Below are 24338 nucleotides of genomic sequence, written 5' to 3'. Positions count from 1 at the left end.
TCTAAAGGAACTCGATCATGAAATTGCCTTTCTCGCTGACCGCTGCAGTTGTCGTGATGCTGACCTGCCGGTCTGCACTCGCGATTACCGATACTGTCACCATTAATGTATCTGGCACGCTCACCAGGCCGCCTTGCACGGTGACCAGCAGCAAGACGTTGAGTGTGAATTTCGGCAGCCTGCGTTATGACCAGGTTTCCTCCGCGCCGGTGATCCCAGTGCCCGTTACGCTGACTTGCCCGGCGAACTCTTCTTTGAGTGTCAGCGTCAAGGCATCGGGCGTCATGGCTGGCTCGACCACCCAGGCGGCAACAGACAAGGCCAATCTGGCGTATACGCTGACGCTGAACAGCGACAGCTCGGAAGTTGATATCACAGGGGCAAAACGTACGCTGACCAAGCAAAGCGGCACCGTAGACTTGAGCATGAAGGCAAAGCTCGTTGCGACGGGTGCGCTTACCGAAGGTAATTTCAGTGCTTCGACGATGATCAATATCGAGTACCTGTGATATGTCAACGGTCATCAGGGTGATGCTGTGGGGGACGTTATTGTCTGCGGTCATGCTTTGCTCCACCAAGACCATAGCCGCCGATACCACTCGTCTCGACATCAGCGGCAGCCTTATCAAGCCGCCCTGTACCGCCAATTTTGGGGCGACGCAAAGCGTTGATCTTCCCAGCGTGAGTCTCAACTCATTGAAAATGGGGCTTAACGAGTGGACAGACGTTGCCCTGGGTTTCCAATGTACGCAGGGCAGTAAGGTGCAATTGCGCTTCACTGCCGGCAACGGCGCCTACGACGCCTCTACGTTGCGTACCACGTTGGACAAACTGGGATTGAAAACCCGTCTGAGCGACGTGACAGGCACTGTCCGCGAAGTGGATCTCAATTTTGGCGAGCCACTGACGTTCTTGGTCGAGGCGACAGCGCTGAATCTCAAGCTTTCGGTCAAGCCGGTACTCGGCGTACAGGAGTTACCTGCGGTTGGCAGTTATAACGCAACCCTGATGATGGAGATCGTTTACCTGTAGCGCCAGGCTTTAATTTATGAAATCGGTAGGTCGTTTTTTCCGAGAAACTGCACCTCTTCCCTCCGTTAAAGAACCCTAATGCCGGCGTACACGAAAGAAAAAATGTCCTGAACTTTGTCATAGTTTCGGGCGTCTACGCTTGTCGGCGATTTAACCTCGATTTTTTATACGCACTCCGTTCGCCATACTGCTGAGTTAATCGAGCCTCAATCACCTCATGGGTCATGATTGTCGACAGCTGTTTGTGCCTTGTAGCATCGCCTTGATTAAATGTTGAGTTAAGCGTCATGTTCACGACAGAGATGCCCCGTTAAAAGCCTTATCGGAAAAATCGATAAGGCTTGCCGATAATACGGTAAAAAGCCGATAAGAAAATGACTTAAACTACACAGCTTCACATCAGAAGGATTACTAAAGCGCGTTATCACGCATAAGAAGTATGAGCATCGTACAGGTCGTAGCTGTTCTTAATGGCTTTGCTGAGCTCCATTTCTATAGTTCCTGGAAAAAGCGAACTGTGGGGTTTTATGGAGGGTCAGTTTCGCGTGGTTTAACACTCATTCAAAGACGGAGTCTTTAAGTCAAGACTCACTGTGTTCCAATGAATTGCGTTTTGTATTCAATTCTGGTGGTTGAAGTTTGGTTTATGATCTTTTGCTGATTTAAAAGACTTGAGCCGGCTTATCTTTCGTGGTTCCGCGTGCCATCTCGGCAGAGAAAGTACATCGGTAATGTAGAGCGCAGTCACTTACTTCAAAGTACTGTTGCAGTCATGCTTTATCTGCATATAAGAGGGCAGTTATGTTCAACCTACAGGCATTAGACTTGGCGCGAATGCAGTTTGCATTTACGGTGTCGTTCCATATCCTGTTCCCGGCCATCACCGTCGGTTTGGCGGGTTACCTGGCCGTTCTTGAGGGGTTGTGGCTCAAGACCCGTAACGACACCTACCGTGATCTGTACCACTTCTGGTCGAAGATTTTTGCGGTCAACTTCGGCATGGGCGTGGTGTCCGGCATTGTGATGGCCTATCAGTTCGGTACCAACTGGAGTCGCTTTTCGGACTTCGCCGGTCCCGTCACCGGAACGCTGCTTACCTATGAGGTGCTCACCGCCTTCTTTCTTGAGGCGGGCTTTCTGGGTGTGATGTTGTTCGGCTGGGGCCGCGTCGGGCGCGGACTGCATTTTTTCTCGACCGTAATGGTGTCTCTTGGAACGCTGATATCGACCTTCTGGATTTTGGCGTCCAATAGCTGGATGCAAACCCCCAATGGCTTCGAAGTCGTTAACGGGCAGGTGATTCCGACGGATTGGCTGGCGGTCATTTTCAACCCATCGTTACCCTACCGCCTCGCACACATGTCGATCGCTGCGTTTGTTGCCACCGCCTTCTTTGTCGGTTCATCGGCTGCCTGGCATCTGTTGCGCGGCCGTGATAACCCGGCGATCCGCACCATGCTGTCGATGGCCATGTGGATGGCGTTGATCGTCATGCCCATTCAGATCATGGTCGGTGATATGCACGGCCTGAATACGCTGGAACATCAGCCGGCAAAAATCGCTGCGATTGAAGGGCATTGGCAAAACCGTGGTAACGAACCGACACCGCTGATTCTGTTCGGCTGGCCGGACATGAAAGCCGAGAAGACTAGATTCACCGTCGAAATTCCATACCTGGGCAGTCTGATACTGACCCATAGCCTGGAGAAACAGGTTCCCGCCCTGAAATCGTTTGCCCCTGAAGATCGCCCGAACTCGACCATCGTGTTCTGGTCGTTCCGGGTGATGGCCGGCCTCGGCATGTTGATGCTCTTCACCGGATTGTGGAGCTTGTGGTTGCGCAAACGCGGAACGCTTTACCAGTGCCGCCCCTTTCTGTACTTGGCGATGTTCATGGGGCCGTCCGGTTTGATCGCGATTCTCGCCGGTTGGCTCACCACCGAAATCGGTCGTCAACCGTGGGTGGTGTATGGCCTGTTGCGTACTGCCGATGCTTCCTCAAACCACAGCGTGGCACAGATGAGCCTTACCCTGGTGCTGTTTGTGGTGGTGTATTTCGCGCTGTTCGGTACCGGTTTCGGCTACATGATGCGCCTGGTGCGCAAAGGTCCGAAGACCAACGAAGGCGCAGAAATCAGACACGCAGGTTCTGGTCTTTCCGCTACCGACGACACCGTTGAAGGCGATCACCGCCTTAGCCCGAACAAGAAGGGGAACTGAGTTATGGGTATTGATCTTCCATTGATTTGGGCCGTGGTCATCATTTTCGGCATCATGATGTACGTGATCATGGACGGCTTCGACCTGGGGATTGGCATTCTCTTTCCGTTCATTCCGGGCAAGACCGATCGTGACGTGATGATGAACACCGTCGCCCCCATCTGGGACGGTAACGAGACCTGGCTCGTACTGGGTGGCGCGGCGCTGCTCGGTGCCTTCCCGCTGGCTTACTCGGTGGTATTATCGGCATTATATCTGCCGCTGATTCTGATGCTGTTCGGGCTCATATTCCGGGGCGTGGCCTTTGAGTTCCGCTTCAAGGCCAAAGAACACAAGCGTCATATCTGGGACAAAGCCTTCATCGGTGGTTCGCTGGTCGCCACATTCTTCCAGGGCGTGGCGCTGGGGGCGTTCATCGATGGTATACCGGTGGTCAATCGGCAGTTCGCTGGTGGTGAGCTGGACTGGTTGACACCCTTCAGCCTGTTTTGTGGCCTGGCCCTGATCGTCGCGTATGCCTTGCTGGGTTGTACCTGGCTGATCATGAAAACCGAAGGCAAGTTGCAAGAACGGATGCATAACCTGGCTCGGCCGCTGGTTCTCGTGCTGCTGGCGGTAATCGCTATCGTCAGTATCTGGACGCCACTCACCCATCCCGAGATTGCCGCTCGCTGGTTCATCCTGCCGAACCTGTTCTGGTTCCTGCCGGTGCCGATTCTGGTGCTGATCACAACCTGGTGCCTGCTCAAGGCGGTGGCGCGCAACGCGCACTACACGCCGTTCCTGCTGACCCTGCTGCTGGTATTCCTCGGCTACAGCGGTTTGGGCATCAGTCTGTGGCCGAACATCGTGCCTCCGTCCATTTCAATTTGGGAGGCTGCTGCCCCACCGCAAAGCCAGGGCTTTCTCCTGCTGGGTACCTTGTTCACTATCCCGTTCATCCTGGGTTACAGCTTCTGGAGCTACTACGTGTTCCGCGGCAAGGTTACCCACGAAGACGGTTACCACTAGCAGAGGGCTGCTCCAATGGACAGTAAGACAATTGTTGAACCGGCCGAGCATAAGCCACTACTGCGGCAGAAGTTGGGCTGGATGCTGGTGATTTATGTGGGCAGCGTGGCGGCACTAGGTGTGTTTGCCATGCTGATCCGACTGTTCATGCAGGCGGCGGGGATGAAGTCGCACTGACCAACATTCTGATACTGGATACAGCCTCTTCAAAAAGTCGAGAGTTGCCCGAAGAGGCTGTTCTTTGCCGAACCGCGAAATTGCGATAAGCAACTCACCCAAAAAATGAGCGCACGCTCAGCCACACATACATCAGGAAGATTGTCATGTCGCTTAAAGATCTCGCAACTATCAATGCGGGAGCCAAACCCCTTAGCCATTTGAGTCGACCTCGCGATGCGATACGCCAATTCACGCCGAACTGGTTTGCAGCGACCATGGGCACCGGCATTCTTGCCTTGGCCCTGGCTCAGTTTCCTCTAGCCATCCCTGGCTTGAGGTCCATTGCTGAAGGGCTCTGGATGTTCAATATCCTTCTGTTCTGTACCTTCAGTGCGATGTACATGGCTCGGTGGATCATGTTTTTTGACGAGGCCAAGCAGATCTTCGGGCACTCCACGGTCTCGATGTTCTTCGGCACTATTCCGATGGGGCTTGCGACCCTTATCAATGGTCTTATAGTGTTCGGCGGTGCTCGTTGGGGCTCAGCGGTCATACCGTTGGCTGAGGCCCTATGGTGGATTGATGTGGTCATGGCGCTCGCTTGCGGTGTGCTGATTCCTTACATGATGTTCACCCGTCAAGAGCACAGCATCGATCAAATGACGGCCGTCTGGTTGCTGCCAGTTGTCGCTGCGGAAGTCGCGGCTGCAAGTGGTGGGGCGCTGGCTCCGCACCTGCTCGATACCGGCGCGCAATTTGTTATGTTGATTACCAGCTATGTACTGTGGGCCTATTCGGTTCCTGTCGCGCTGAGCATTCTGGTCATCCTGCTGTTGCGCATGGCGTTGCACAAACTTCCCCACGAAAGCATGGCTGCATCCAGCTGGTTATCCCTGGGGCCTATCGGTACGGGTGCGTTGGGCATGCTGGTCATAGGCAGTGACGCTCCCGCGATCTTTTCGGTGCAGGGATTGCAAGGGATTGGCGAGGTTGCTCAAGGCATTGGCCTGATTTCCGGCATTCTTTTCTGGGGCCTAGGGTTGTGGTGGATGGCAATGGCCACCCTCATCACGGTCCGTTACTTTAAGGCGGGTGTTCCTTTTAATCTGGGGTGGTGGGGGTTTACTTTTCCTATCGGCGTCTATGCCCTCACGACTCTCAAGTTGGGCGCTATTCTGCATTCCATCTTTTTCAATGTTTTTGGCGGATGCTTGGTGTTGGTGTTGGCGGTCCTGTGGTTGATCGTGGTTTCCAGGACGATTGCTGGCGCGTATCGAGGACATCTTTTCGTCTCGCCATGCCTGGCGTCTTTGGCTAAATAGTCAACTCATCAATAGCGGCCTCAGGCTTGCGAGCCTGAGGTCAGCGGCCAACCTGACCTCCTGCATGACCTCTCTTTATTTACTCAGCCTGGGTGCCAAGTGAGTGCTGTTTCATTAGCGCTGACTGCATCGTCCAGATCCTGGAACGTCTGAGTACCCGCCAGCATTCGCTTATAGCCATGATTATTTCCCTTAAATGAACCTTCATCATCTCTTAATCTTTCATACGATTACCAAGACCGGCAGCATCACGGCCTGTGCAAAGGCGTTGCACATTTCGCAACCAGCGTTGTCTCGCGAATTGCGAAAACTTGAGGAGCGCTTCGGTCTAACACTTTTTGAACGCCAACCGCGTGGTATGCGTTTGACGCATGCCGGCGACGTTCTTGCCGGATATGCCGATCGGCTCTTTGATATTGCCAGAACGGCTGACCTAGCAATGAAGGAACTCGAAAGCGCCAAGATTGGGCACTTATCCATAGCGGCGAGCAGCACTATCGGCACCTATGTCTTGCCGCGCGTTCTTGCACGTTTTCGCAATAACAACCCAGGTGTAAAGGTCAGTCTTTTCGTGAATAACACGGAACAGGTTTCTGAAGCCGTTGCAGATATGCGCTATTCGCTGGGCTTTATTGAAGGTCCTTTGCATATAAAAGGATTGACCGCTACCCGTTTTCGCGAGGACGACTTGCTGCCAGTGGTCGCCGCGTGGCACCGGTTGGCCGATGCTACCGCCATTAAACCCGGGGATATCGATGACGAGCCATTGCTGATGCGCGAGGTGGGATCGGGCACCCGCGAATTGGTGGCGGCAGTACTCGAAGACCTGGGTGTGCAGCAAGGATCAATCATGGAGTTTGGCAACACCGAGGCCATCAAACAGGCTGCCATTCATGGTGGCGGTATCGCTTGGCTGCCCTCCATCAGTATCACCGATGAAGTGGCCAATGACGTACTCATCCCTCTACCCTGCGCGCAGCTCACGCTACGCCGAACGTTGAGTATTGTGCGTCGCGCGGCTGTCCCTGATGGGCCGGCCGAGCGCGAATTACTCTCCTTGCTCGGGTGAGCCGGATGAGAGCGCCTTATCAGATGTATGTGCTCGCGCGAATATCATCAATCAAATGGCGTTCTCGTTTCTGTGTCTTTTGGAACTTTGTGAAGAGGCAAAAAAAGGGCTGAGTAGCGAACTCAGCCCAAAGCTAATTAAACGGAACCCACGGGCCCGGCTTGGGTTTAGCTGTTACCCGTCGCCGGCCGTTGATGAAAATGCCTGGTGACATTGACCAAGGGGCTACCTGGCGCGTCCTGAATCGAACCGCCACGCTAGCTATATGGTCACTTCGGCCAGCGCGGGAAGATCTTGGCCAGCCAATGGTCTGCGCTGACATAGCGACCTGCGCCATAGAAGAACAGCACCATAATCATGATGGCGTAGGTCACCGTGAATTCGATGCCGTTGTTGAGGATTATTGGGTCACCCAATTCCGTTACATAGTTGAAGCGGCCCGGAAAGGATTGTTGCAGCCAAGTCATGAGACCACTGAGCCGCATACTGGCTTCGGTGGATTTGTCGGCAATCGCGGCCCAGCCGTGGGACCAATGGACAGCCAGACCGGCGACGGTCATCAATATCGCCAATGGGATAGTGACGATGCGGGTGAACAGACCCAGGGCAATGCAGATCAGTCCTGCTACTTCGGTTCCCGTAGCAAGCGTGGCCATCAGCGTGGGCAAAGGCATGCCGAGACCGCCTTGAGCCGCTGGAGTGGCGAACCACTCGACCAGTCCACTGAAGCCGGTAACTTTGGCGTGGGCGCCCTCGTAGAGGGTCGGCAGCAGATACAAACGGATGGAAAGGAGCGCTACGAAATCCAACTTTTTGGACTTTTCGAGGCCGCGATTCAGAAGTGCGATCAGTTTAGCCATGGTGATGCCTTACTATTCGTGGTGTGAAGTAATGAGTTCGTGCGCAAGCGCGTGGGTGAACCAGTGTGCTGACTCTTGTGGCGATATGAGCCGCTCGCCGTCTGTGAAGGAGGACAGTTCTGCGATGTCGTGATTTGAAAGCCTTCGCGTCATGACCCTATGGTCGAATGTGCGAAAGATGGCATAGGCATAAGGCGCATCGTGGTTTAGCAGTGCCTGCGCCGCATGTTGGTCGTCCGTATGCAGATCAAAGGGAGTGGCCAGCCATCGCACGGTGGGGTTGAGGTAAACATGGGTTGGGCGACGCGCCTCCTGTCCATCGGGATAGGGGACTGGGGTCTTATCGACCTCTACGTCAAACAGCATCCATTCGTACTCGATAAGGGGCCGCCCGATACCTGGCGGCAGGCGCGGCTGCATGAAGCGGACAAACTCGGTCGCAAGGTGAATGAATTCGGCCCGCGTTGCGCCAAAGCATTTGTAAAATGCGTCGATATCCTGGCGCAGGCGCTCGGCACCGCGATGTTGGGTAAACCGTGGGAACATCGTGGTGACTAGCTCTTGCGCGTTCACCCGGACCAACTCTCCATACGGGCCGAGATCACCGCGGCGAACGGCCTGACACCGACGCTCTGCTTCGCTGGTGACCTCTGGTGCGATGCGAACGTTCATTGCAGTTTCCCGGTCGAGCCGGTCATGGCCTCATGGATGCCGCGCAGTTCCTCACATAGCTCGTCAAGGCTGGGTATATTGTTGTCGCGCTCCAGCACAATGGGCTGCTCACCGAACCGATGAACCGCATAGGCACCCAGATTAAGCACGGCGACCGAAACGTCGGTTCCATGGGTATCCAGGACCCGCTCTTGAGGACCATTATCCAGATGGCCGGCAACGTGAAAGTAAGTCACCGCATCCGTTGGTAATGCATCTATGAATGCGTGCGGATCGAATCCGTGATTGCGCGAGTTCACATACGCATTGTTGACATCCAATAGCAGTCCGCAGCTTGAGGCGTCGATCAGCCGAGCGATGAATTCGGTCTCGGCCATCTGCCCCTCCTCATCGTAGTAGTAGGAGATGTTCTCCAGCGCGATACGCCGGGACAGGTAATCCTGCACTGCCTTGATCTTATCGACCATCAGCTGCAGGCTGGCCTGCGTGCGACTTACCGGAATCAGCTCGTAAAGGTAGCCGCGGCTATCGCGTGACATGCTGACGTGATCGCTATAGATCGCAATGTCGTAGTTGTCCAGGAAGGTCTTCACTGCGCTCAAGTAATTCATATCCAGCGGTTGTGCGTCGCCGATGGACAGGCTCAAGCTGTGTGCAACCATTGGATATTTATCCGCGATGGCGTCGAGTTGTTCCATGCTCTCTCCACCCAACCCCATCCAGTTGTCGGGTACGACTTCCAAAAAGTCGAAGTCATTCCGGATGGGGCCGTTGGCGAGAGACGAGGCAAACTCACGTCGGAGCCCAAGCCCTCGTCCTTGGATGATCATTGGCCACAAACCCCTTCGGAGAGCTTCTTCTGGGTCGTTTCGGCGATGTCGTAACCCTCAGCGGTCAGGCCACATTTACCGTCACGTGTGCGGACCAAGCGACCCTGTGGGTCCTGACTGAGTTTGGCCTGGCCGTAGATCTTCTCGGTGCCGCACTTACCGCTGGCACACTTGCCACCACCCGTGGTGGTCTTGGCAGTGGCCGGTGGTGGGGTTTCACCGGCGTGAGCCGGCTGGCTGATGACGGCGAGCGAGGCGAGCGAAGCTACGGCGATGGATAGTGCGAAGGTGTGTTTCATTGGATGCTCCTGAGTCATGGCATTTCGAAGCGCGACAGATCACGACCTGCGTAAACCGGGCCGTGGTAGTAGCGTTTGATAATTTCGACGTTGCTATCCTTATTCTTCAAAGACTTACCCATGAAGTGATTGAGGATGAGCATTTTGGGATTGACGGCTGCGGCAATCTTGCCAACGACCGTGGGTGTTGCATGGAGGAATTTAGAGGTGTCGTCGGCATCGTCATCGATGGCAGCTGGCATAACCAAAATGTCAGCGCCCTTGGCAAAGTCGACGAACCCGGCACGGCTGCCGTTCTGATCCGCGGAGATCACGATCGTGCCGCACTTGCCTTCGATGCGAAATGCCAAGGTCGGCACATCACCGTGCGGAATGCCGTACGCATAAACCTTAACCTCGGCGTCTTGATAGACGAGGGAGGCTTTCTCGGCGTGGCGATCCACGTTGATAATCGGGCTGATCTTTAGATTCAGCCCATCACTACCATCATGCAGACCCTCGAGATAGGCAAACGAGCCCGTTTTGGCAGCAAACGTGTCATGGAAGAATTCCGTCATGCTCGGGAATGAGTCAGATCCATCCGGACCGACCAGTGCGGTTGTGTGACCCGAGGCCATAAAATACGCGCCCTTCAAGATGGCGGGTAAGTCGACGCTATGGTCTGTGTGGAAATGCGAAATGCCGATGAAGTTCAGGTCTTCCAATCGGGCATGCGCCTGGCCAAAGCGCAGGTACGTACCACCGCCAGCGTCAATGAGCAGTCGCGACTTTCCATCAATCCAGACTATCTCCCCCGATGATGCACGAGCGTCGTCAGAGATTGGGCCACCAGAACCGAGCAGTTGAATGCTCATGGAATGCGATGTGTCACAGCTAGTTGTAGCGGCGGATGCACCGCAGGAGAGTGCCGCCAAACTAAGAGCGGTGGCGATTCGCAAGATTGTTTTCACAGTGAAGCTCCAAGCGGACTGAAGTGGAATGTGCGGGTCACCGAGTGGTGCCGAGCAGCACCAATGAGGTGTGACACATCGTTATCGATAGCTGACATATGCACCATTGCTTGTTTTTGATAGGTCGCATGCCTTTTTGGTATGCATTAAGGCGATGTTGCCGCATAGGTAGATTTCAAACTCTCGTTGGGCAGGGGGACGCAAGCCATGCCGATAGGGCATGGCGCACATGCGAAAAATGTCATCGTGCATGTCGGGTGAAAGTGGAAGAATAAATTCGAATTAATCACCGACTCATCCCGCATTACTTGCTAATGGAAATACCATGGTCATTTGTCGTCCCTTTTTTCGCGCTGAACTTGTCTCAGGAGGTCGTTCCTTCCTTTCATCCCGATGGGGAATCAGACTTTTCTAGGCGGTATCTCAATTGTGAGTGTTCGGCTCATTAGCCCTATACACATCTCATGCAGTTACAGCTCATGAATCTTAAGATGGGGCGAGATTGAACTATAACTTTGTCATTGTTCTGTTCGTAGATTATTTCTGTCGGGTTAGTTGCTGTAGGCTCATTATCAGCTAACAAGAAACTACAAAAATATAGAGGTAATTAAATGAAGTTGTTTATGCTTGGATTTGCTACCTTGCTCACCAGCGGTTTAGTTTTTGCCGATACTACTGAGAATTCACCGGTGATTCACGATAAGACTGGCTTCTATGTTTCTATGGATATCGCAAAAGTCATATCAGTTACTGATACATCGGGCCAGTGCGGTGTGATTCCCGCACGTCTCGATTACCTGGACCATCAGGGGCGGGAGCATGTTTTGGACTATCTGGTTCAAGGAGGTTGCCCGAACGAAAACTGATGATCACTGCGGTCAATTAATAACGACACTTCCTAAAGTGCCATTTATAAATTTCATATCGCCCAAGCGACACCCTCCGTTATTACCTCAGGAAATTAATTCTATGAAACTGTCCACCCTTGTCATGGCCGGCCTATTGTCCGTCATCTCTGCCGCTGCCTTTGCCGAAGACGGTTCTGACCGGGCCCGCGCCCGTTGGGAGGCGTTCCAGGCCAGCCAGGTGGAGGCCCACACTGACGCCGCGCAAAAGGCCTTGGCAGCCCAGACCAAATACAACGATTCTTCTGCAGCAGACACTATTGAACAGAAGCAACAGCCCGATATCTGATCATTCGAGCCGTTCCCGACATTCACTTCTTTTACACTCGGCTAACTTGGATTTGGTGTTTAATTTAGCGCGCGATAATACGGGCGTTGCTCGTTAGCGCAACCAGCTTGGCTGTGGTGGCCCCGCTGGTGACTTGGTGGAGAAACTCTCTGTACTCCCGGCAAGGGGAAGAAGCCAGAGGTACGGGTGTCGCGGGTGACTGCGAATCTGAAGGAAGCATGTGAAACGCAGATTATATTCCAAAAGAAAACTGTTACTCCGAGTCCCGGATGGTATCCGAGGAAGACTCTGACACGGGTCAAGCATCGACGGCGTCCGTGACGTGGACGATCGCGGAGTCGGACACGCTTATGGCGCGGGTGGTTGCACCCGTCAACCTTAAGCGTGCGTTTCAGCGCGTAGTCAGCAACAAGGGCGCACCGTGTGCCGATGGCATTATTACTTGGGTTGCGGGATGAGCTGGCACCAACAGCCGAGGCTAAAAAAGGGGAACTCAACTAGCGCTGATCTTTTATTAGTTGCTTATGACGCGGGATTAGTGCTGATCGTTGTTCTGTGCTCGCTGAGCTTCTTTTTCCTTCCTGTGATTATTTATATCTAGTCTGGCACCCCAAGCGGTGACGACGACTCCAAAAACGACCAACAAAATCAGTTGAGTGGTAAGCATGGCTGTCTCCCTGTAAAGGGGCTATTGGACTTGCAATTGCATTCCATGCCAAATTTAAGTTGTTACAGTATCTTGCAGCGACGGACGCTTTTACGAGTGCGCACTAAACCCTGTCAGCTCGACGCTTCTGATTTTAAGAATCTTCTTATATCAACCGGATAATTCAGCTGTCATCTTCTTCATTTATTTCTCCGGATATTGAACGGCTATGAAGATAGATAGATCCAGAAAGGTTTATACAACCCTTTTTACGCGGGCTATTTTTTATACTGCGACAGCTGTTGGCGCCGCCCCGTCTTGCGCGACTAAATCGGTTACCAGTTATGCGCCAGCTACTGCGCCATATTACTGGCCCGCTGCATCGGCAGGCGCGTGAGGACGTCCTTCAAATAAGCATACGGATCATGCCTGTTGAGTCGCGCTGACTGGATCAAATTCATGATCGCCGCCGCCCGTTTATCGCTGCGCAGCGAACCTGCAAAAACTAGTTCTTACGACCCACGGCCCACGACCGGATCTGGTTCTCGGCCCAATCATTGGGCAAGGCCCCGTCTTCGAGATAGCGCGACAGCGCAGTCCAGCGTTTCAGGCTGTAGTCCAAGGCTCTGCTGATGGCTCTGCACGTTGTAGCCGATGATTACCTCGTGATCGGGGCTGTACACGTGAGTCCTGGCTTCAGTGTGCCCATCGAGACGCTGGCGCAGAAACTCGCCAGTTTCTTGGATAGTGAACGGCTTTTACTCGAACTTTTCGCATGCAGCTCCCCCCGGTCGCAGCTACGCGTCGATGAGTGCGCGAACTAACGACTAGTTGTACTCCCGTGAGCGCACCGCCGTGACTTATGCTTGCAAGCAGCAGTTCTGGAAAAGACGGTTCGCCTCGGTCTTTCGCCTGTTCGCCGGCGTTATCGATCGCGTCGAGCAAGATGATCAGTTGTCGATCAGTCGTTACTCGACGGACAGTATCCGCTGCTTGGCCTATTTTCAGCCGAAAGGCACGGATCAGGTCATCGCTATCGTCCGTACCCGGTAAAAGCGGATCACACAAGCCGCGACACGCGAGCTCATTGACGATATGGACTAATCCTTTTCTCGGCAGATGAGGCTTGCCACACTGTTCGTAAGCCATGTCCAACGCCTTGATGACCAGATCCGCATCCGGCTTGTTCGACAGCGCCCAATCACAGTCCCGATAACGCTGCAATCACCAACGACGTTACGTGCGCTTGATGATCCCAGCTGCACTGATGGCGTCTGCTGCCGTCCCAAATGGTAGAGGATGATCTGTCGCCATGAGTGTCTTTGAGGCCAATCAACCCTGGTCACCAGCAGTACTCCGCGATGTAGTCAATCACTGAGGCGCCCTAGCGAAGCTGAAAACGATCGTTGGTCAGGGTGCACTTAAAACGTAGACACAATCTTGTTATGATGCAGCCAAGTCAGATATCGTTCGCTTTATCTCATTTTCGAGTTTTAAGCGTCTAGATAAGATGTGAAGTGTCTGTGTTAATGTATGTTATTTGTTATGGGCTTTCTGTTCTTTGTTTTTGCGTTAATTAGCTATCTGAACTCGTTGCAAGAATGTGGATGTTTTAGGTGGCGTGTTTTTTTCATTGGGGTTATTTCTAAACTTCTAAGTTATTGGTAGGAGCTTAAAGCTATGATGATAGATGAAAGTACAGCTCAATTAAATAAGGCGGCAGAGCTTCGTCGTAAAAAGCTGCGTGGTAATGTCGGAAAGGCTGTTGTAGATTACGCAATGATCGACGACGGCGATAAAGTTATGGTGTGCGTAAGTGGTGGCAAAGATTCATTTGTAATGCTGGATGCGCTGCTACACCTCCAGCGCGTTGCGCACATAAAATTTAGCGTTGTAGCCGTAAATCTTGATCAGAAGCAACCTGGGTTTCCTGAGCATATTTTGCCTGAGTTTTTTGAGAGTAAAGGGATTGATTATTATATAATTGACAAAGATACTTATTCAGTCGTCAAGCAAAAGATTCCTGAGGGTAAAACAACCTGCTCTCTTTGTTCAAGACTCAGAAGGGGTACGCTTTATAGTTTTGCCGAGGGAATAGGGGCTACTAAATTGGCGCTTGGACATCATATGGATGATATGGTTGAGACCTTATTTCTCAACATGTTTTTCCAAGCGCAGATGAAAGGGATGCCGCCTAAACTTCTCAGTGACGATAAGAGGAATATCGTTATTCGGCCGCTCGCCTATTGCCGAGAAAAAGATGTAGCGAAGGTCGCTGCTGATAGTGCGTATCCGATCATTCCATGTAATCTCTGCGGCTCACAAGAGAATCTCCAAAGGAAAAAAATTAAATCGATGATTGCGGAGTGGGACTCGGTAAATCCCGGGTGCGTGGAAAATATTTTTCACAGCTTACAAAGCGTAAACCCTTCCCAGATGGCCGATCGCAGTCTGTTCGACTTCGTAAATCTGTCTATTGACAGATCGGAAGACCGGCCACCCTATAAGTTTGATGACGCAACGGTTTCTTCTTCCCGCGTTGAAAACTGGATAGATGTCGTCCAGGTTTTGTAAAGGTTCAACGTCTTTTTTTGAGGAAAGGGAGGTTCTGGAACTTGCGAAACCATGAAATTTACATTATCGATTTTTTTTGTAAATAATCTTATTCGTAAAACATAGTAAAATTATAGGGTTACGAGCATGAGTGTACTGTTTTCTAGGATATCCTTGAGCTATAAGGAAAAGACAGCTACACCATGCTCGACGTGCTGATGCACCTGCAGAAGGTGGCGCCGATCAAGTTCGAGATCGTCGCGGTGAACATGGACCAGAAGCAGCCGGGTTTCCCTGAGCATGTGCTGCCGGCTTATCTGAAAGAGCTGGGTGTGGAATACCACATCGTCGAAAAGGACACCTACTCGGTGGTCAAGGAACTGGTGCCAGAAGGCAAGACCACTTGCTCGTTGTGCTCGCGCCTGCGTCGCGGCACGCTCTACACCTTCGCCGACGAAATCGGCGCGACCAAAATGGCCCTCGGTCATCACCGCGACGACATCGTCGAGACGTTTTTCCTGAACATGTTCTACAACGGCTCGCTCAAGGCCATGCCGCCGAAGTTGCGTGCCGACGACGGCCGTAACGTAGTGATCCGCCCATTGGCCTACTGTAACGAGAAAGACATTCAGGCTTACTCGGACTTCAAGCAGTTCCCGATCATCCCGTGCAACCTCTGCGGCTCCCAGGAAAACCTGCAGCGTCAGGTGGTCAAGGAAATGCTTCAGGAGTGGGAGCGCAAGACGCCGGGCCGTACCGAAAGCATTTTCCGTGGTTTGCAGAACGTCATTCCGTCGCAGTTGGCGGACCGTAACCTGTTCGACTTCACCAACCTGCGTATCGACGAAACCGCTGCGTCGCGTTTTGTGAACGTGGTGAATCTCTGATTGCTGGACTGTTCTGACTTAACGGCGCTCGCGGGCGCCGTTTTTATTTCATTGCTCAGGAGAGGGCATGCGCGATTACAAGTGGCTGCACGAATACTGTCTGAACCGTTTTGGTTCGGCAGCCGAACTGGAAGCCCATCTGCCCGTGCCCAAGACCCCGGCACAGCTGCGCCAGATCAGCGATGATCGCTACCTGTCGACCTTGGCGTTGCGGGTGTTTCGCGCAGGCCTCAAGCACAGCCTGGTGGACGCCAAGTGGCCGGCATTCGAAGAAGTATTCTTCGGGTTCGATCCGGAAAAGGTCGTGCTGATGGGCGCCGAACACCTTGAGCGACTGATGCAGGACGCACGGATCATCCGCCACCTGGGCAAGCTCAAGAGCGTGCCGCGCAATGCGCAGTTCATCCTGGACGTGGCGAAAGAGAAGGGCAGCTTCGGCGAGTTGATCGCCGAATGGCCGGTGACCGACATCGTTGGCCTGTGGAAGTACCTGGCCAAACACGGGCATCAATTGGGCGGGTTATCGGCACCACGGTTTTTGCGGATGATCGGCAAGGACACCTTCGTGCCGAGCTATGACGTGGTCGCGGCGTTGAATGCGCAACAGATCATCGACAAGGTGCCGACCAGCCTGCGCGATCTGGCGACGGTGCAGAACGCCTTCAACCAATGGCACGCCGAGAGCGGCCGGCCAATGTGTCAGATATCGATGATGCTGGCTTACACCGTCAATCATTGAGGCCGTGTCGCCTTCATCGCGAGCAAGAGCTAGGCGCCCCCCTGCTCCTACGGTTTTAGTGGGTACGACACAAAACCGTAGGAGCAGGGGGGCGCCTAGCTCTTGCCCGCGATGGCGTCCTGTCAGGCGACGGAGATCTCGCCTTCGCCGGCCAGCTTACGGTTCAACTGGAACCGCCAGCGCACATACAGCAGTGCCGAGCAGAACACTGCCAGGCTCGCGGCCATTTCCAGCAGACCAAACACCTGTCGATTCGGGTCGAACGCGGCGGTCGCGCCCTTGATGAAATACAGGTTCACCACAAAACACATCCATGAATGCCCGCGCGCGCTGCCGCTGAGCATGCCTGGTGCCAGCACCAACAAGGGCACCAGTTCAATCAGCAGGATGACCCACGGCCGTGCACCATGCAGGTCGGCGATCAGCAGGTAATAGGCGCAGAGCAATCCCGCCAGGCCGAAGTAGCACAGCAGGCTGATGACGCGCATCGCCCGAACTCGCGGTTCGAGCCAATCGATGGAGGGCAGAACCTTCGGCTTTTTGGCCACGTTAGCGCTCCAGTTTCAGGGCGGTTTTCGCCAAGCGCAGACCCAAGGCCCGGCACAAGGCGACTTCATGCTCGTTCAAGCCGCTTTTGCCGTCAGCACCGGCGTGATGGCTGGCGCCGTAAGGCGTGCCGCCACCGCGGGTCTCGAGCAATGCCGATTCGCTGTAGGGCAGGCCGGTGATCAGCATGCCGTGGTGCAGCAATGGCAACATCATCGACAGCAAGGTGGTTTCCTGGCCGCCATGCAGGCTGGCCGTCGAGGTGAAGACCCCGGCCGGTTTGCCCACCAGTGCGCCGGTCAGCCACAGGTTGCTGGTGCCGTCGAGGAAGTACTTCAGCGGCGCCGCCATGTTGCCGAAGCGGGTCGGGCTGCCAAGGGCCAGGCCCGCGCAGTTTTTCAGGTCGTCGAGGCTGGCGTACAGCGCGCCTTCGTCGGGAATGTCCGGCGACACCGCCTCGCATTCGCTGGAGATCGCCGGCACCGTGCGCAGGCGCGCTTCCATCCCGGCCTGTTCCACGCCACGGGCAATCTGTCGGGCCATTTCATTGGTCGAGCCGCTGCGGCTGTAATACAGAACCAGAATGTACGGCGTACTCACGGCAGAATCTCCAGCAGGTTCTCTATCGGACGGCCGATGACGGCTTTGTCACCGACTTCGAGAATCGGTCGTTCCATGAGTTTTGGATGTTCGGCGATGGCGGCGATCAATTGCGCTTCGCTCAGGCTGCTGTCGGCCAGGTTCAGGGCTTTGAATTCGTCTTCGCCGGTGCGCAGCAATTGGCGGGCGCTGATGCCGAGTTTGCCCAGCAAGCTTTGCAGCTGCGCGGCGTTCAGCGGGGTTTCCAGGTAGCGGACCACGGTTGGAGTCAGGCCACGGGCTTCCAGCAGTTCCAGCGCACCGCGGGATTTCGAGCAGCGCGGGTTGTGATAAAGCGTCAGATCGGTCATGTGCGGTTCGCATCTTGCGTAAGGTGGCGGCTATTCTACCTGTGCAGCGAGCAGTCCTGAACCTTGGGAGGCGATGGGTCGCAGCAGAACCTGTTTTTTTTGAGTAAGGATGATCCCATGACAAGGCGACTGACAGCAGCATTGGCCCTCTTCGCAACCTTGCTGCTTGGCGGCTGCGGCTATGACTACGGCACCGATCAGTTGGGACAGAAAGTAGCGTCCGAGCGGTTGGATGGCCGATGGTTTGTACTTAATTACTGGGCCGAGTGGTGTAGCCCGTGCCGTACCGAAATTCCGCAATTGAACGTGTTGGCTGAACAGCTCAAAGGTCAGAAGATCAGTGTGTTCGGGGTCAATTTCGACAATGTGCAGGGCGAAGAACTCAAGAGCGCCAGTGAAAAGCTCGGGATTACGTTCACCGTGCTGGCCCAGGATCCGGCCGATCGCTTCGAATTGCCACGCAGCGAGGCGCTGCCGGTGACTTACATCATCGATGACAAGGGCAAGGTGCGTGAGCAGTTGATGGGAGAGCAGACGGCGGCGGGGGTGATGGCGAAGCTCAAGGTGTTGCAGGCGATGTGACGACTACTTGTGGCGAGGGGGCTTGCCCCCGTTCGAGTGCGGAGCAGTCGCAGAAACTGCGATGCGGTATCGCAGTTGCAGGATTAGGGGCTGCTTCGCAGCCCAACGGGGGCAAGCCCCCTCGCCACAGGAGCAATCGAGGGGTTTAGCCTTCTTCAAGCCACCAGCGCAGCGGCTTGCCTTCGGCGGGCCAGAAGCGCATTTGCTCGATCGGCGAGATGTCCCAGCGCTGCACGGATTCCAGCGCTTGCAGGAAGCGTTTTTCCTGTTCCATCAAGGCCGGGGCGCACATTTTGCGAGTGCTGCCGACTTTGCCGAAGCTCAGTTTGTCACCGTCCAGCGTGTAGGGCGCGAACCAGTGGTTGCAGCCACCATTGCCATAAGCGCGACCGTCTTCACCCAGGGTGATGGTCAGGTGGCTGTAGTCGATCAGCGGGCGTTCGCCGATCCACTCCAGCACATAGCTGCGATCCTGCTGCAGTTGCACCGGCTCAGCGGCGCAACCCAGCAGGCTGGCACCTGCCATGGCGGCCAGAACGAGGTGTTTCATTACACGGGCTCCTGGCATTTCGGGCACAGGTGCTTCTCGCTGGCGGTGGTCCAGCCCAGTTCGGCAATCCGTGCGGTGGCGGCCGGTTTTTCGGCCTTGTTGCCCAGCTTGGCGTCGACCGCGAACTCGAATTTCAGTTCTTTGGCGCAGCTGTCGCAGTTCACTTGCCAGTTGTGGATCGCCAGTTCACCAAACACCGGACCACTGGCCACGGCAACCCACTGGCCCATGGGTTTGAGCAGGTGACGAACGTTTTCAACGGTCAGGCGCATGGACAAGTCCTTGCTGCCTTTGAGGGTGACCAACAACACGTCATCGGCGCGTATCGAGCCGCCGTTGCCGGTGACTTGATAACGCCCCGGCGTCAGCGCGCGGCATTCGGTCAGGGTGTGTTGCGGGTTCATCAGGCTGTAGCGGAAATCGTGTTCGACCATGGGTCCTCCAAATATGCGCGGTATGCTAGCACGCGAAAGAATCGGGCATGGCCCATGGTTGCGACCTTCGATCAGACCAAATCAGCTTTCGACCTGATTGTGAGGTGTGCCAGCGGCCCAATCGGTGATGTTCTGCAAGGTGGTCATGGCAATTGCGGCCAATGCTTCGTGGGTCAGGAAGGCCTGGTGTGCGGTGATGATCACGTTAGGGAAGGTCAATAGCCGCGCCAACACGTCGTCTTGCAGCGGCCGGTCGGAGCGGTCCTCGAAGAACAGTTGGGCTTCTTCTTCATAGACGTCCAGCCCCAGATACCCCAATTGACCGCTTTTCAGTGCGTCGACCAGCGCGGGTGTGTCCACCAGTCCGCCACGCCCGGTGTTGATCAGCATGGCGCCGGGCTGCAGATGTGCCAGCGACTGGCTGTTGATCAGGTGTTTGCTATCGGCGGTCAGCGGGCAGTGCAGGCTGATGATCTGCGCTTCGGCCAACAGCTCAGGTAACGGCAGGTAACGGACACCGAGCGCCTGGACTTGCGGATTGGGGAAGGGGTCGTAAGCCAGCAGCTTGCAGCCAAACCCGGTCATGATTTTCGCGAAGGTGGCGCCGATCTGGCCGGTGCCGACCACGCCGACGGTCTTGCCGAACAGGTCGAATCCGGTCAGCCCGTGCAGGCTGAAATCGCCTTCGCGGGTCCGGTTGTAGGCGCGGTAAAGGCGTCGGTTCAGGGCCAGGATCAACGCCACCGCGTGCTCGGCCACGGCGTGGGGCGAGTAGGCCGGCACGCGGACGATGCTCAAACCCAGGCGTTTCGCGCACGCCAGGTCAACGTGGTTGTAACCGGCCGAGCGCAGGGCTATCAGGCGCGTACCGCCTGCGGCCAGTCGTTCAAGTACCGGCGCACTCAGGTCGTCATTGATAAAGGCGCAGACCACTTCATGCCGCTCGGCCAGCGCCGCCGTATCCAGACTCAGGCGTGCAGGCTGGAAGTGCAACTCGATACCGGCGGGCACTTTGGCTGCGAGAAAACTCTCGCGGTCGTATGTCTGGCTGCTGAAGAGAATCGTACGCATGGCGTCATCCTTGTGCTCGAGTGCGCTGAGTTTACCCCTCAACACCCGCCGCGCCATTGCGCTGGGTCAAGCGCCGATACGCGCTTGCGAGGCCAGGCGGTTGATCGCCCGCTCAAGCTCTTCCAGCGCCACGACCGCTTTGGGGTCTTGTTGCTTGAGCAGGGTTTCACTGCGCTGACAGGCCGCACGCAACTGCGGAACGCCGCAATAGCGTGTCGCCCCGTGCAGGCGGTGGACCCGTTCGATCAGGGCATTCTGGTCATTGCTTTCACGAGCGACGCGAATCGCCTCGCGATCGGCTTCCAGTGAGGCCAGCAACATCGCCAGCATGTCGGCCGCCAGATCGGCTTTGCCGGCCGCCAGGCGCAGGCCTTCATCGGGATCGAGTACCAGCAGGTCGCTGTTGTTGCCATAAACGTCGGCCCGCTCCGGACCGTGGTTACGCAGGGCCAGCCCGGTCCACTTCAACACCACCTGCGCCAGTTGGCGTTCGCTGATCGGTTTGGTCAGGTAATCGTCCATGCCGCTTTGCAGCAAGGCGCGTTTTTCGTTGGCCATCGCGTGTGCGGTGAGGGCGACAATCGGCAGTGGCGTGCAATGCCGTTCGCTTTCCCATTGGCGAATCGCCTCGGTGCTTTGGCGTCCATCCATACCCGGCATCTGCACGTCCATCAGCACCAGATCGAAGGCTTCGGTCTGCACGGCCTTGACCGCTGCGTAACCGCTTTCGACTGCCAGTACCTTGGCACCCATGTCTTCGAGCAGCGTCTGTACCAGCAGCAGGTTGGCCGGGTTATCGTCAACGCAGAGTACTTTGGGCGCGCGGCTGGAAATTGGTTCGCCCGGTTCATTGCGTAACTGACGCGGGTTGACCAGATCCGACAGCGCACGTCGCAACTTGCGGGTGCAGGCCGGTTTGGCCTGCAATTGGCTGTGAGGGTTGGGCACCGAGAGATGGAACAGCGTCTGTTCGGTGGTCGGGCACAGCACCAGCACTTTGCAACCCAGGTGCTCGAGGTCCCAGATATGCTGATTCAGCCGCTCCGGCGGCATGTCGTTGGAGGTGATGCCGAGCACGGCAAGGTCAATCGCCTGCTCGGTCTGGTGCGCGCCGGTGACGCCATTGGTCAGGCTTTCGAGGGTGTTGAACGGGGTCACTTCAAGGCCACAGTCTTCCAGCTGATGCTGCAAGGCCTGGCGTGCCAGTTCGTGGTTTTCCAGCACTGCAACGCGGCGTCCGAGCAACGGTGGTCCTGGCAGGTCTTCGGCATCGTCGCGGGTTTTTGGCAGGCTCAGGCTGACCCAGAATTCCGAGCCTTCGCCCGGCGTGCTGTCGACCCCAATCTCGCCGCCCATCTGCTCGATCAGACGCTTGGAAATCACCAGCCCCAGACCGGTACCGCCCGGTTGCCGCGACAATGAATTGTCGGCCTGGCTGAAGGCCTGAAACAACGCGCGTACGTCCTGATTCGACAGGCCGATGCCAGTGTCCTGAATGCTGATGCGCAGTTGCACGCTGTCTTCGTGTTCTTCTTCAAGCATGGCGCGGGCGACGATGGTGCCTTCGCGGGTGAACTTGATCGCGTTACTCACAAGGTTGGTAAGGATCTGCTTGAGCCGCAGCGGGTCACCGACCAGCGACAGCGGGGTGTCGCGGTACACCAGGCTGACCAGTTCGAGCTGTTTGGCGTGGGCGGCCGGGGCGAGGATGGTCAGGGTGTCCTGGAGCAGATCGCGCAGGTTGAACGGAATGCTGTCGAGTACCAGTTTGCCGGCCTCGATTTTCGAGAAGTCGAGAATCTCGTTGATGATTCCCAGCAGGCTGTCGGCGGACTTTTCGATCGTGCCCAGGTAGTCGAGCTGACGCGGCGTCAGTTCGCTTTTTTGCAGCAAGTGGGTGAAACCGAGGATGCCGTTGAGCGGCGTACGAATCTCGTGGCTCATGTTGGCGAGGAACTCGGACTTGATCCGGCTCGCTTCCAGGGCTTCCTTGCGCGCCAGATCCAGCTCGATGTTCTGGATCTCGATGGTTTCGAGGTTCTGCCGGACGTCTTCGGTGGCCTGATCGATGCTGTGCTGCAGTTCTTCCCGGGCGTTTTGCAGGGTACTGGCCATGCGGTTGATACCCGAGGCCAGTTCATCCAGCTCCTGGCTGCCAAGCGGGGGCAGGCGGGTTTCGAGATGACCCTCCTTGAGTTGTGCCACGGCCTGCTTGATCAGGTTCAGCGGTGTATTGATGGTGCGACCCATACGCAATGCCAGCAGCGCGGTACCGACCAGGCCGGCGGCGATCAACAGCACGCTGGCGAACAGGCTGCGGTAACCGCGCAGCAACATGCCGTTGTGGGAGAGTTCCAGCTCGACCCAGCCCAGCAAGCGATCGGATTCATCGGGGATCAGCTCACCGGCCAGGTTGCGATGCCTGCCAAACACCGGCAGCAGGTAACGGGTGGCGTCGTTGCCGGTGCGTTGCAGCATATGCGCGCTTTCGCCGGTGGGCGGCTGGTTGAGCATCAGCGGCCCGGCGTGCGCCAGTTGCGTACGGTCCGGCGCCAGGAACGACACGGCGCGCACGTCCGGTTGCTCCAGCGACTGGGTCGCGATGCGTTCCAGCAAGTCGTCATTCTTGTGGCCCATGGCCGGGGCGACCAGAGGTGCCAGCTGTTCGGCGATCATTTCGCCGCGTTGCAGAAGTTGGGTTTGCAGGTCGGACTGTTGCATCCAGGTGAAGTAGCCACCCAGAACCAAGGCCATCAGGCTGGTCGGCAACAAGGTCAACAACAATACGCGACCTTTGATCCCCAGTTTCTTCAGCACGTCACTCTCCTGCTATCACGCTGTTTATAGATGACCGTGCGTGCATCCGGCACGCGCTACCCGCGCAGTGTAGCGATTTGCTGGCAGGCAATCCCGGCAAATTATCCAGAGCTTTGTGACGGTTTGAACGTTACCGGGAGCCGCGACGAGAGTCACGGGTTGCTCACTGCCGGGCAATCTAGAATAATCAGTGATTGAGAATGACTTGCAGAAGCTAATGACTCCCGTATCCGTTGTCCCCCCGCGTGTCCTGGCGATTGAAGACGACCTTGTAGTGGGGGCACATGTTCATGAACATCTGGGGCGCTGTGGTTTTCAGGTGACCTGGTGCCAGAACGGCGAGGACGGGTTGGCGATTGCTCGTAAGCAGACCTTCGATATCGTGCTGATGGATATTGTGCTGCCAGGCATGGATGGCCTGGCGGTATTGACCGACCTGCGGACCCGCGATTCCACCCCGGTGCTGCTGATGTCGGCACTGGGCGCCGAAGCGGATCGCATCAGCGGTTTTCGTCTGGGGGCCGATGACTACCTGCCCAAGCCTTTCAGCATGGCCGAGTTGCGGGTACGCATCGAAGCTATCCTGCGGCGGGTGGCCCTGGACCGGCGACATACGTCGCCAGCGTTCAACGGCGACGTTCACAACCTGCGTTTCGATGATGAACAGTGTGATGTTCATTATGCTGAGCAGTGGGCCGGACTGACTCGCAGCGAATACCGGCTGCTGGAAACCCTGAACCGCAATGGCGATGAAGTGCTCGGCAAGGCCTTCCTTTATCAGCAGGTGTTGCAGCGCGGCTACGCGCCCCACGACCGCAGCCTGGACATGCACATCAGCCAGATTCGCCGAAAACTCAAGGCCATCGGCTACGGCGAACGCGAAGTGCGCACGGTCTGGGGCAAGGGTTATGTAATGAGTGCCGTTGATGAAGTGGTCTGAGCGGG

Annotated in this window: 26 protein-coding genes and 3 pseudogenes; 16 read left to right on the top strand and 13 right to left on the bottom strand. The window is 55.8% G+C overall.

Going from position 1 to position 24338, the window contains the following annotated elements; translation table 11 throughout:
- Positions 1–17 precede the first annotated feature (17 nt).
- The 7 genes from AABM55_RS21855 to AABM55_RS21825 all read left to right on the top strand — a co-directional run bounded on the left by AABM55_RS21855 (position 18) and on the right by AABM55_RS21825 (position 6813).
- Positions 18–509 carry a fimbrial protein gene (locus AABM55_RS21855; protein WP_127929385.1) on the top strand — a complete coding sequence of 164 codons (492 nt, stop codon included), beginning with the start codon at positions 18–20 and terminating at the stop codon, positions 507–509.
- A 1-nt stretch (position 510) separates the two neighbouring features.
- Complete coding sequence (locus AABM55_RS21850; RefSeq protein ID WP_154946629.1) at positions 511–1032, top strand: fimbrial protein; 522 nt, start codon at positions 511–513, stop codon at positions 1030–1032.
- An 801-nt stretch (positions 1033–1833) separates the two neighbouring features.
- Positions 1834–3252 (top strand): cytochrome ubiquinol oxidase subunit I, encoded by a 1419-nt coding sequence (locus tag AABM55_RS21845; RefSeq protein ID WP_154946628.1) that lies wholly within the window; start codon positions 1834–1836, stop codon positions 3250–3252.
- 3 nt (positions 3253–3255) lie between these two features.
- Positions 3256–4263 (top strand): cytochrome d ubiquinol oxidase subunit II, encoded by a 1008-nt coding sequence (cydB, locus tag AABM55_RS21840; protein WP_127929382.1) that lies wholly within the window; start codon positions 3256–3258, stop codon positions 4261–4263.
- Positions 4264–4278: 15 nt separating this feature from the next.
- Entirely contained in the window at positions 4279–4440 is a 162-nt protein-coding gene (locus AABM55_RS21835) for a DUF2474 domain-containing protein (RefSeq protein ID WP_008041684.1), read from the top strand.
- 146 nt (positions 4441–4586) lie between these two features.
- Entirely contained in the window at positions 4587–5744 is a 1158-nt protein-coding gene (locus AABM55_RS21830; protein ID WP_127929381.1) for a TDT family transporter, read from the top strand.
- A 196-nt stretch (positions 5745–5940) separates the two neighbouring features.
- On the top strand, positions 5941–6813 hold the full coding sequence (locus tag AABM55_RS21825) for a LysR family transcriptional regulator (RefSeq protein WP_032832643.1): 873 nt from the start codon (positions 5941–5943) through the stop codon (positions 6811–6813).
- A 269-nt stretch (positions 6814–7082) separates the two neighbouring features.
- Here the strand turns inward: AABM55_RS21825 and AABM55_RS21820 are convergent, their stop codons facing one another.
- The 5 genes from AABM55_RS21820 to AABM55_RS21800 are packed head-to-tail and all read right to left on the bottom strand — an operon-like array spanning position 7083 to position 10328.
- Positions 7083–7673, bottom strand: a complete 591-nt coding sequence (locus tag AABM55_RS21820) for a DoxX family protein (RefSeq protein ID WP_008041676.1) — start codon at positions 7671–7673, stop codon at positions 7083–7085.
- A gap of 12 nt (positions 7674–7685) precedes the next feature.
- Positions 7686–8345, bottom strand: a complete 660-nt coding sequence (locus tag AABM55_RS21815) for a hypothetical protein (protein ID WP_347927749.1) — start codon at positions 8343–8345, stop codon at positions 7686–7688.
- Positions 8342–9175, bottom strand: coding sequence for a DUF692 domain-containing protein (locus AABM55_RS21810; protein WP_008041667.1), 834 nt, complete (start codon positions 9173–9175; stop codon positions 8342–8344). The genes AABM55_RS21815 and AABM55_RS21810 overlap by 4 nt, the downstream gene beginning before the upstream one ends.
- Positions 9172–9474: a hypothetical protein gene (locus tag AABM55_RS21805; protein ID WP_008041665.1), complete on the bottom strand. Its 303-nt coding sequence runs from the start codon at positions 9472–9474 to the stop codon at positions 9172–9174. The genes AABM55_RS21810 and AABM55_RS21805 overlap by 4 nt, the downstream gene beginning before the upstream one ends.
- Before the next feature lie 14 nt (positions 9475–9488).
- Positions 9489–10328, bottom strand: coding sequence for an MBL fold metallo-hydrolase (locus AABM55_RS21800; protein WP_260688136.1), 840 nt, complete (start codon positions 10326–10328; stop codon positions 9489–9491).
- A gap of 707 nt (positions 10329–11035) precedes the next feature.
- Here AABM55_RS21800 and AABM55_RS21795 point away from each other — a divergent pair.
- The 3 genes and pseudogenes from AABM55_RS21795 to AABM55_RS21785 form a co-directional block, all read left to right on the top strand.
- On the top strand, positions 11036–11290 hold the full coding sequence (locus AABM55_RS21795) for a DUF2790 domain-containing protein (RefSeq protein WP_127929379.1): 255 nt from the start codon (positions 11036–11038) through the stop codon (positions 11288–11290).
- 103 nt (positions 11291–11393) lie between these two features.
- On the top strand, positions 11394–11618 hold the full coding sequence (locus tag AABM55_RS21790) for a hypothetical protein (protein WP_127929378.1): 225 nt from the start codon (positions 11394–11396) through the stop codon (positions 11616–11618).
- A 231-nt stretch (positions 11619–11849) separates the two neighbouring features.
- Positions 11850–12055 (top strand): annotated as a pseudogene (locus tag AABM55_RS21785) (group II intron reverse transcriptase/maturase); the annotation flags it as partial.
- A 562-nt stretch (positions 12056–12617) separates the two neighbouring features.
- Here the strand turns inward: AABM55_RS21785 and AABM55_RS21780 are convergent.
- A pseudogene (locus tag AABM55_RS21780) lies at positions 12618–12901 on the bottom strand (transposase domain-containing protein); the annotation flags it as partial.
- Positions 12902–13119: 218 nt separating this feature from the next.
- Here AABM55_RS21780 and AABM55_RS21775 point away from each other — a divergent pair.
- From AABM55_RS21775 to AABM55_RS21760, 4 genes and pseudogenes are all read left to right on the top strand, one after another.
- Complete coding sequence (locus tag AABM55_RS21775) at positions 13120–13317, top strand: hypothetical protein (RefSeq protein WP_177413843.1); 198 nt, start codon at positions 13120–13122, stop codon at positions 13315–13317.
- A 627-nt stretch (positions 13318–13944) separates the two neighbouring features.
- Complete coding sequence (ttcA, locus tag AABM55_RS21770) at positions 13945–14838, top strand: tRNA 2-thiocytidine(32) synthetase TtcA (RefSeq protein ID WP_127929377.1); 894 nt, start codon at positions 13945–13947, stop codon at positions 14836–14838.
- A 164-nt stretch (positions 14839–15002) separates the two neighbouring features.
- A pseudogene (ttcA, locus tag AABM55_RS21765) lies at positions 15003–15704 on the top strand (tRNA 2-thiocytidine(32) synthetase TtcA); the annotation flags it as partial.
- 67 nt (positions 15705–15771) lie between these two features.
- Positions 15772–16443 carry a DNA-3-methyladenine glycosylase I gene (locus AABM55_RS21760; RefSeq protein ID WP_054593580.1) on the top strand — a complete coding sequence of 224 codons (672 nt, stop codon included), beginning with the start codon at positions 15772–15774 and terminating at the stop codon, positions 16441–16443.
- 122 nt (positions 16444–16565) lie between these two features.
- Here the strand turns inward: AABM55_RS21760 and AABM55_RS21755 are convergent, their stop codons facing one another.
- Genes AABM55_RS21755 through arsC form a run of 3 tightly spaced genes read right to left on the bottom strand, consistent with a single transcriptional unit; the run spans position 16566 to position 17939 of the window.
- Positions 16566–16991: a DUF2069 domain-containing protein gene (locus AABM55_RS21755; protein ID WP_054593579.1), complete on the bottom strand. Its 426-nt coding sequence runs from the start codon at positions 16989–16991 to the stop codon at positions 16566–16568.
- 1 nt (position 16992) lies between these two features.
- A complete protein-coding gene (wrbA, locus tag AABM55_RS21750) occupies positions 16993–17589 on the bottom strand; it encodes an NAD(P)H:quinone oxidoreductase (protein ID WP_103318739.1) in 597 nt (198 codons plus the stop codon).
- A complete protein-coding gene (gene arsC, locus AABM55_RS21745) occupies positions 17586–17939 on the bottom strand; it encodes an arsenate reductase (glutaredoxin) (RefSeq protein ID WP_054593577.1) in 354 nt (117 codons plus the stop codon). The genes wrbA and arsC overlap by 4 nt, the downstream gene beginning before the upstream one ends.
- Positions 17940–18056: 117 nt before the next feature.
- Between arsC and AABM55_RS21740 the strand changes: the two genes are divergently transcribed.
- A complete protein-coding gene (locus AABM55_RS21740) occupies positions 18057–18521 on the top strand; it encodes a TlpA disulfide reductase family protein (RefSeq protein ID WP_347927748.1) in 465 nt (154 codons plus the stop codon).
- Between the two features lie 145 nt (positions 18522–18666).
- On the opposite strand, the gene AABM55_RS21735 is transcribed toward AABM55_RS21740, so the two are convergent.
- The 4 genes from AABM55_RS21735 to AABM55_RS21720 form a co-directional block, all read right to left on the bottom strand.
- A complete protein-coding gene (locus tag AABM55_RS21735) occupies positions 18667–19071 on the bottom strand; it encodes an META domain-containing protein (RefSeq protein ID WP_103318744.1) in 405 nt (134 codons plus the stop codon).
- The gene (locus AABM55_RS21730; protein WP_054593574.1) at positions 19071–19505 is read right to left on the bottom strand and encodes a hypothetical protein; all 435 of its coding nucleotides are present in this window, start codon (positions 19503–19505) and stop codon (positions 19071–19073) included. Before AABM55_RS21730 ends, AABM55_RS21735 begins: the two co-directional genes overlap by 1 nt.
- A gap of 81 nt (positions 19506–19586) precedes the next feature.
- Complete coding sequence (locus tag AABM55_RS21725; RefSeq protein WP_347927747.1) at positions 19587–20576, bottom strand: 2-hydroxyacid dehydrogenase; 990 nt, start codon at positions 20574–20576, stop codon at positions 19587–19589.
- A 66-nt stretch (positions 20577–20642) separates the two neighbouring features.
- Entirely contained in the window at positions 20643–23393 is a 2751-nt protein-coding gene (locus AABM55_RS21720; protein ID WP_347927746.1) for a response regulator, read from the bottom strand.
- A gap of 217 nt (positions 23394–23610) precedes the next feature.
- Here AABM55_RS21720 and AABM55_RS21715 point away from each other — a divergent pair, with 217 nt between their 5' ends.
- Positions 23611–24333 (top strand): response regulator transcription factor, encoded by a 723-nt coding sequence (locus AABM55_RS21715; RefSeq protein ID WP_347927745.1) that lies wholly within the window; start codon positions 23611–23613, stop codon positions 24331–24333.
- Positions 24334–24338 lie beyond the last annotated feature (5 nt).

It is taken from the genome of Pseudomonas helvetica (assembly GCF_039908645.1).
Taxonomy (GTDB): Bacteria; Pseudomonadota; Gammaproteobacteria; order Pseudomonadales; family Pseudomonadaceae; genus Aquipseudomonas; species Aquipseudomonas helvetica.
Note: the sequence above shows the minus strand (reverse complement) of the source record. Positions and strands in the feature narration are given on the sequence as shown.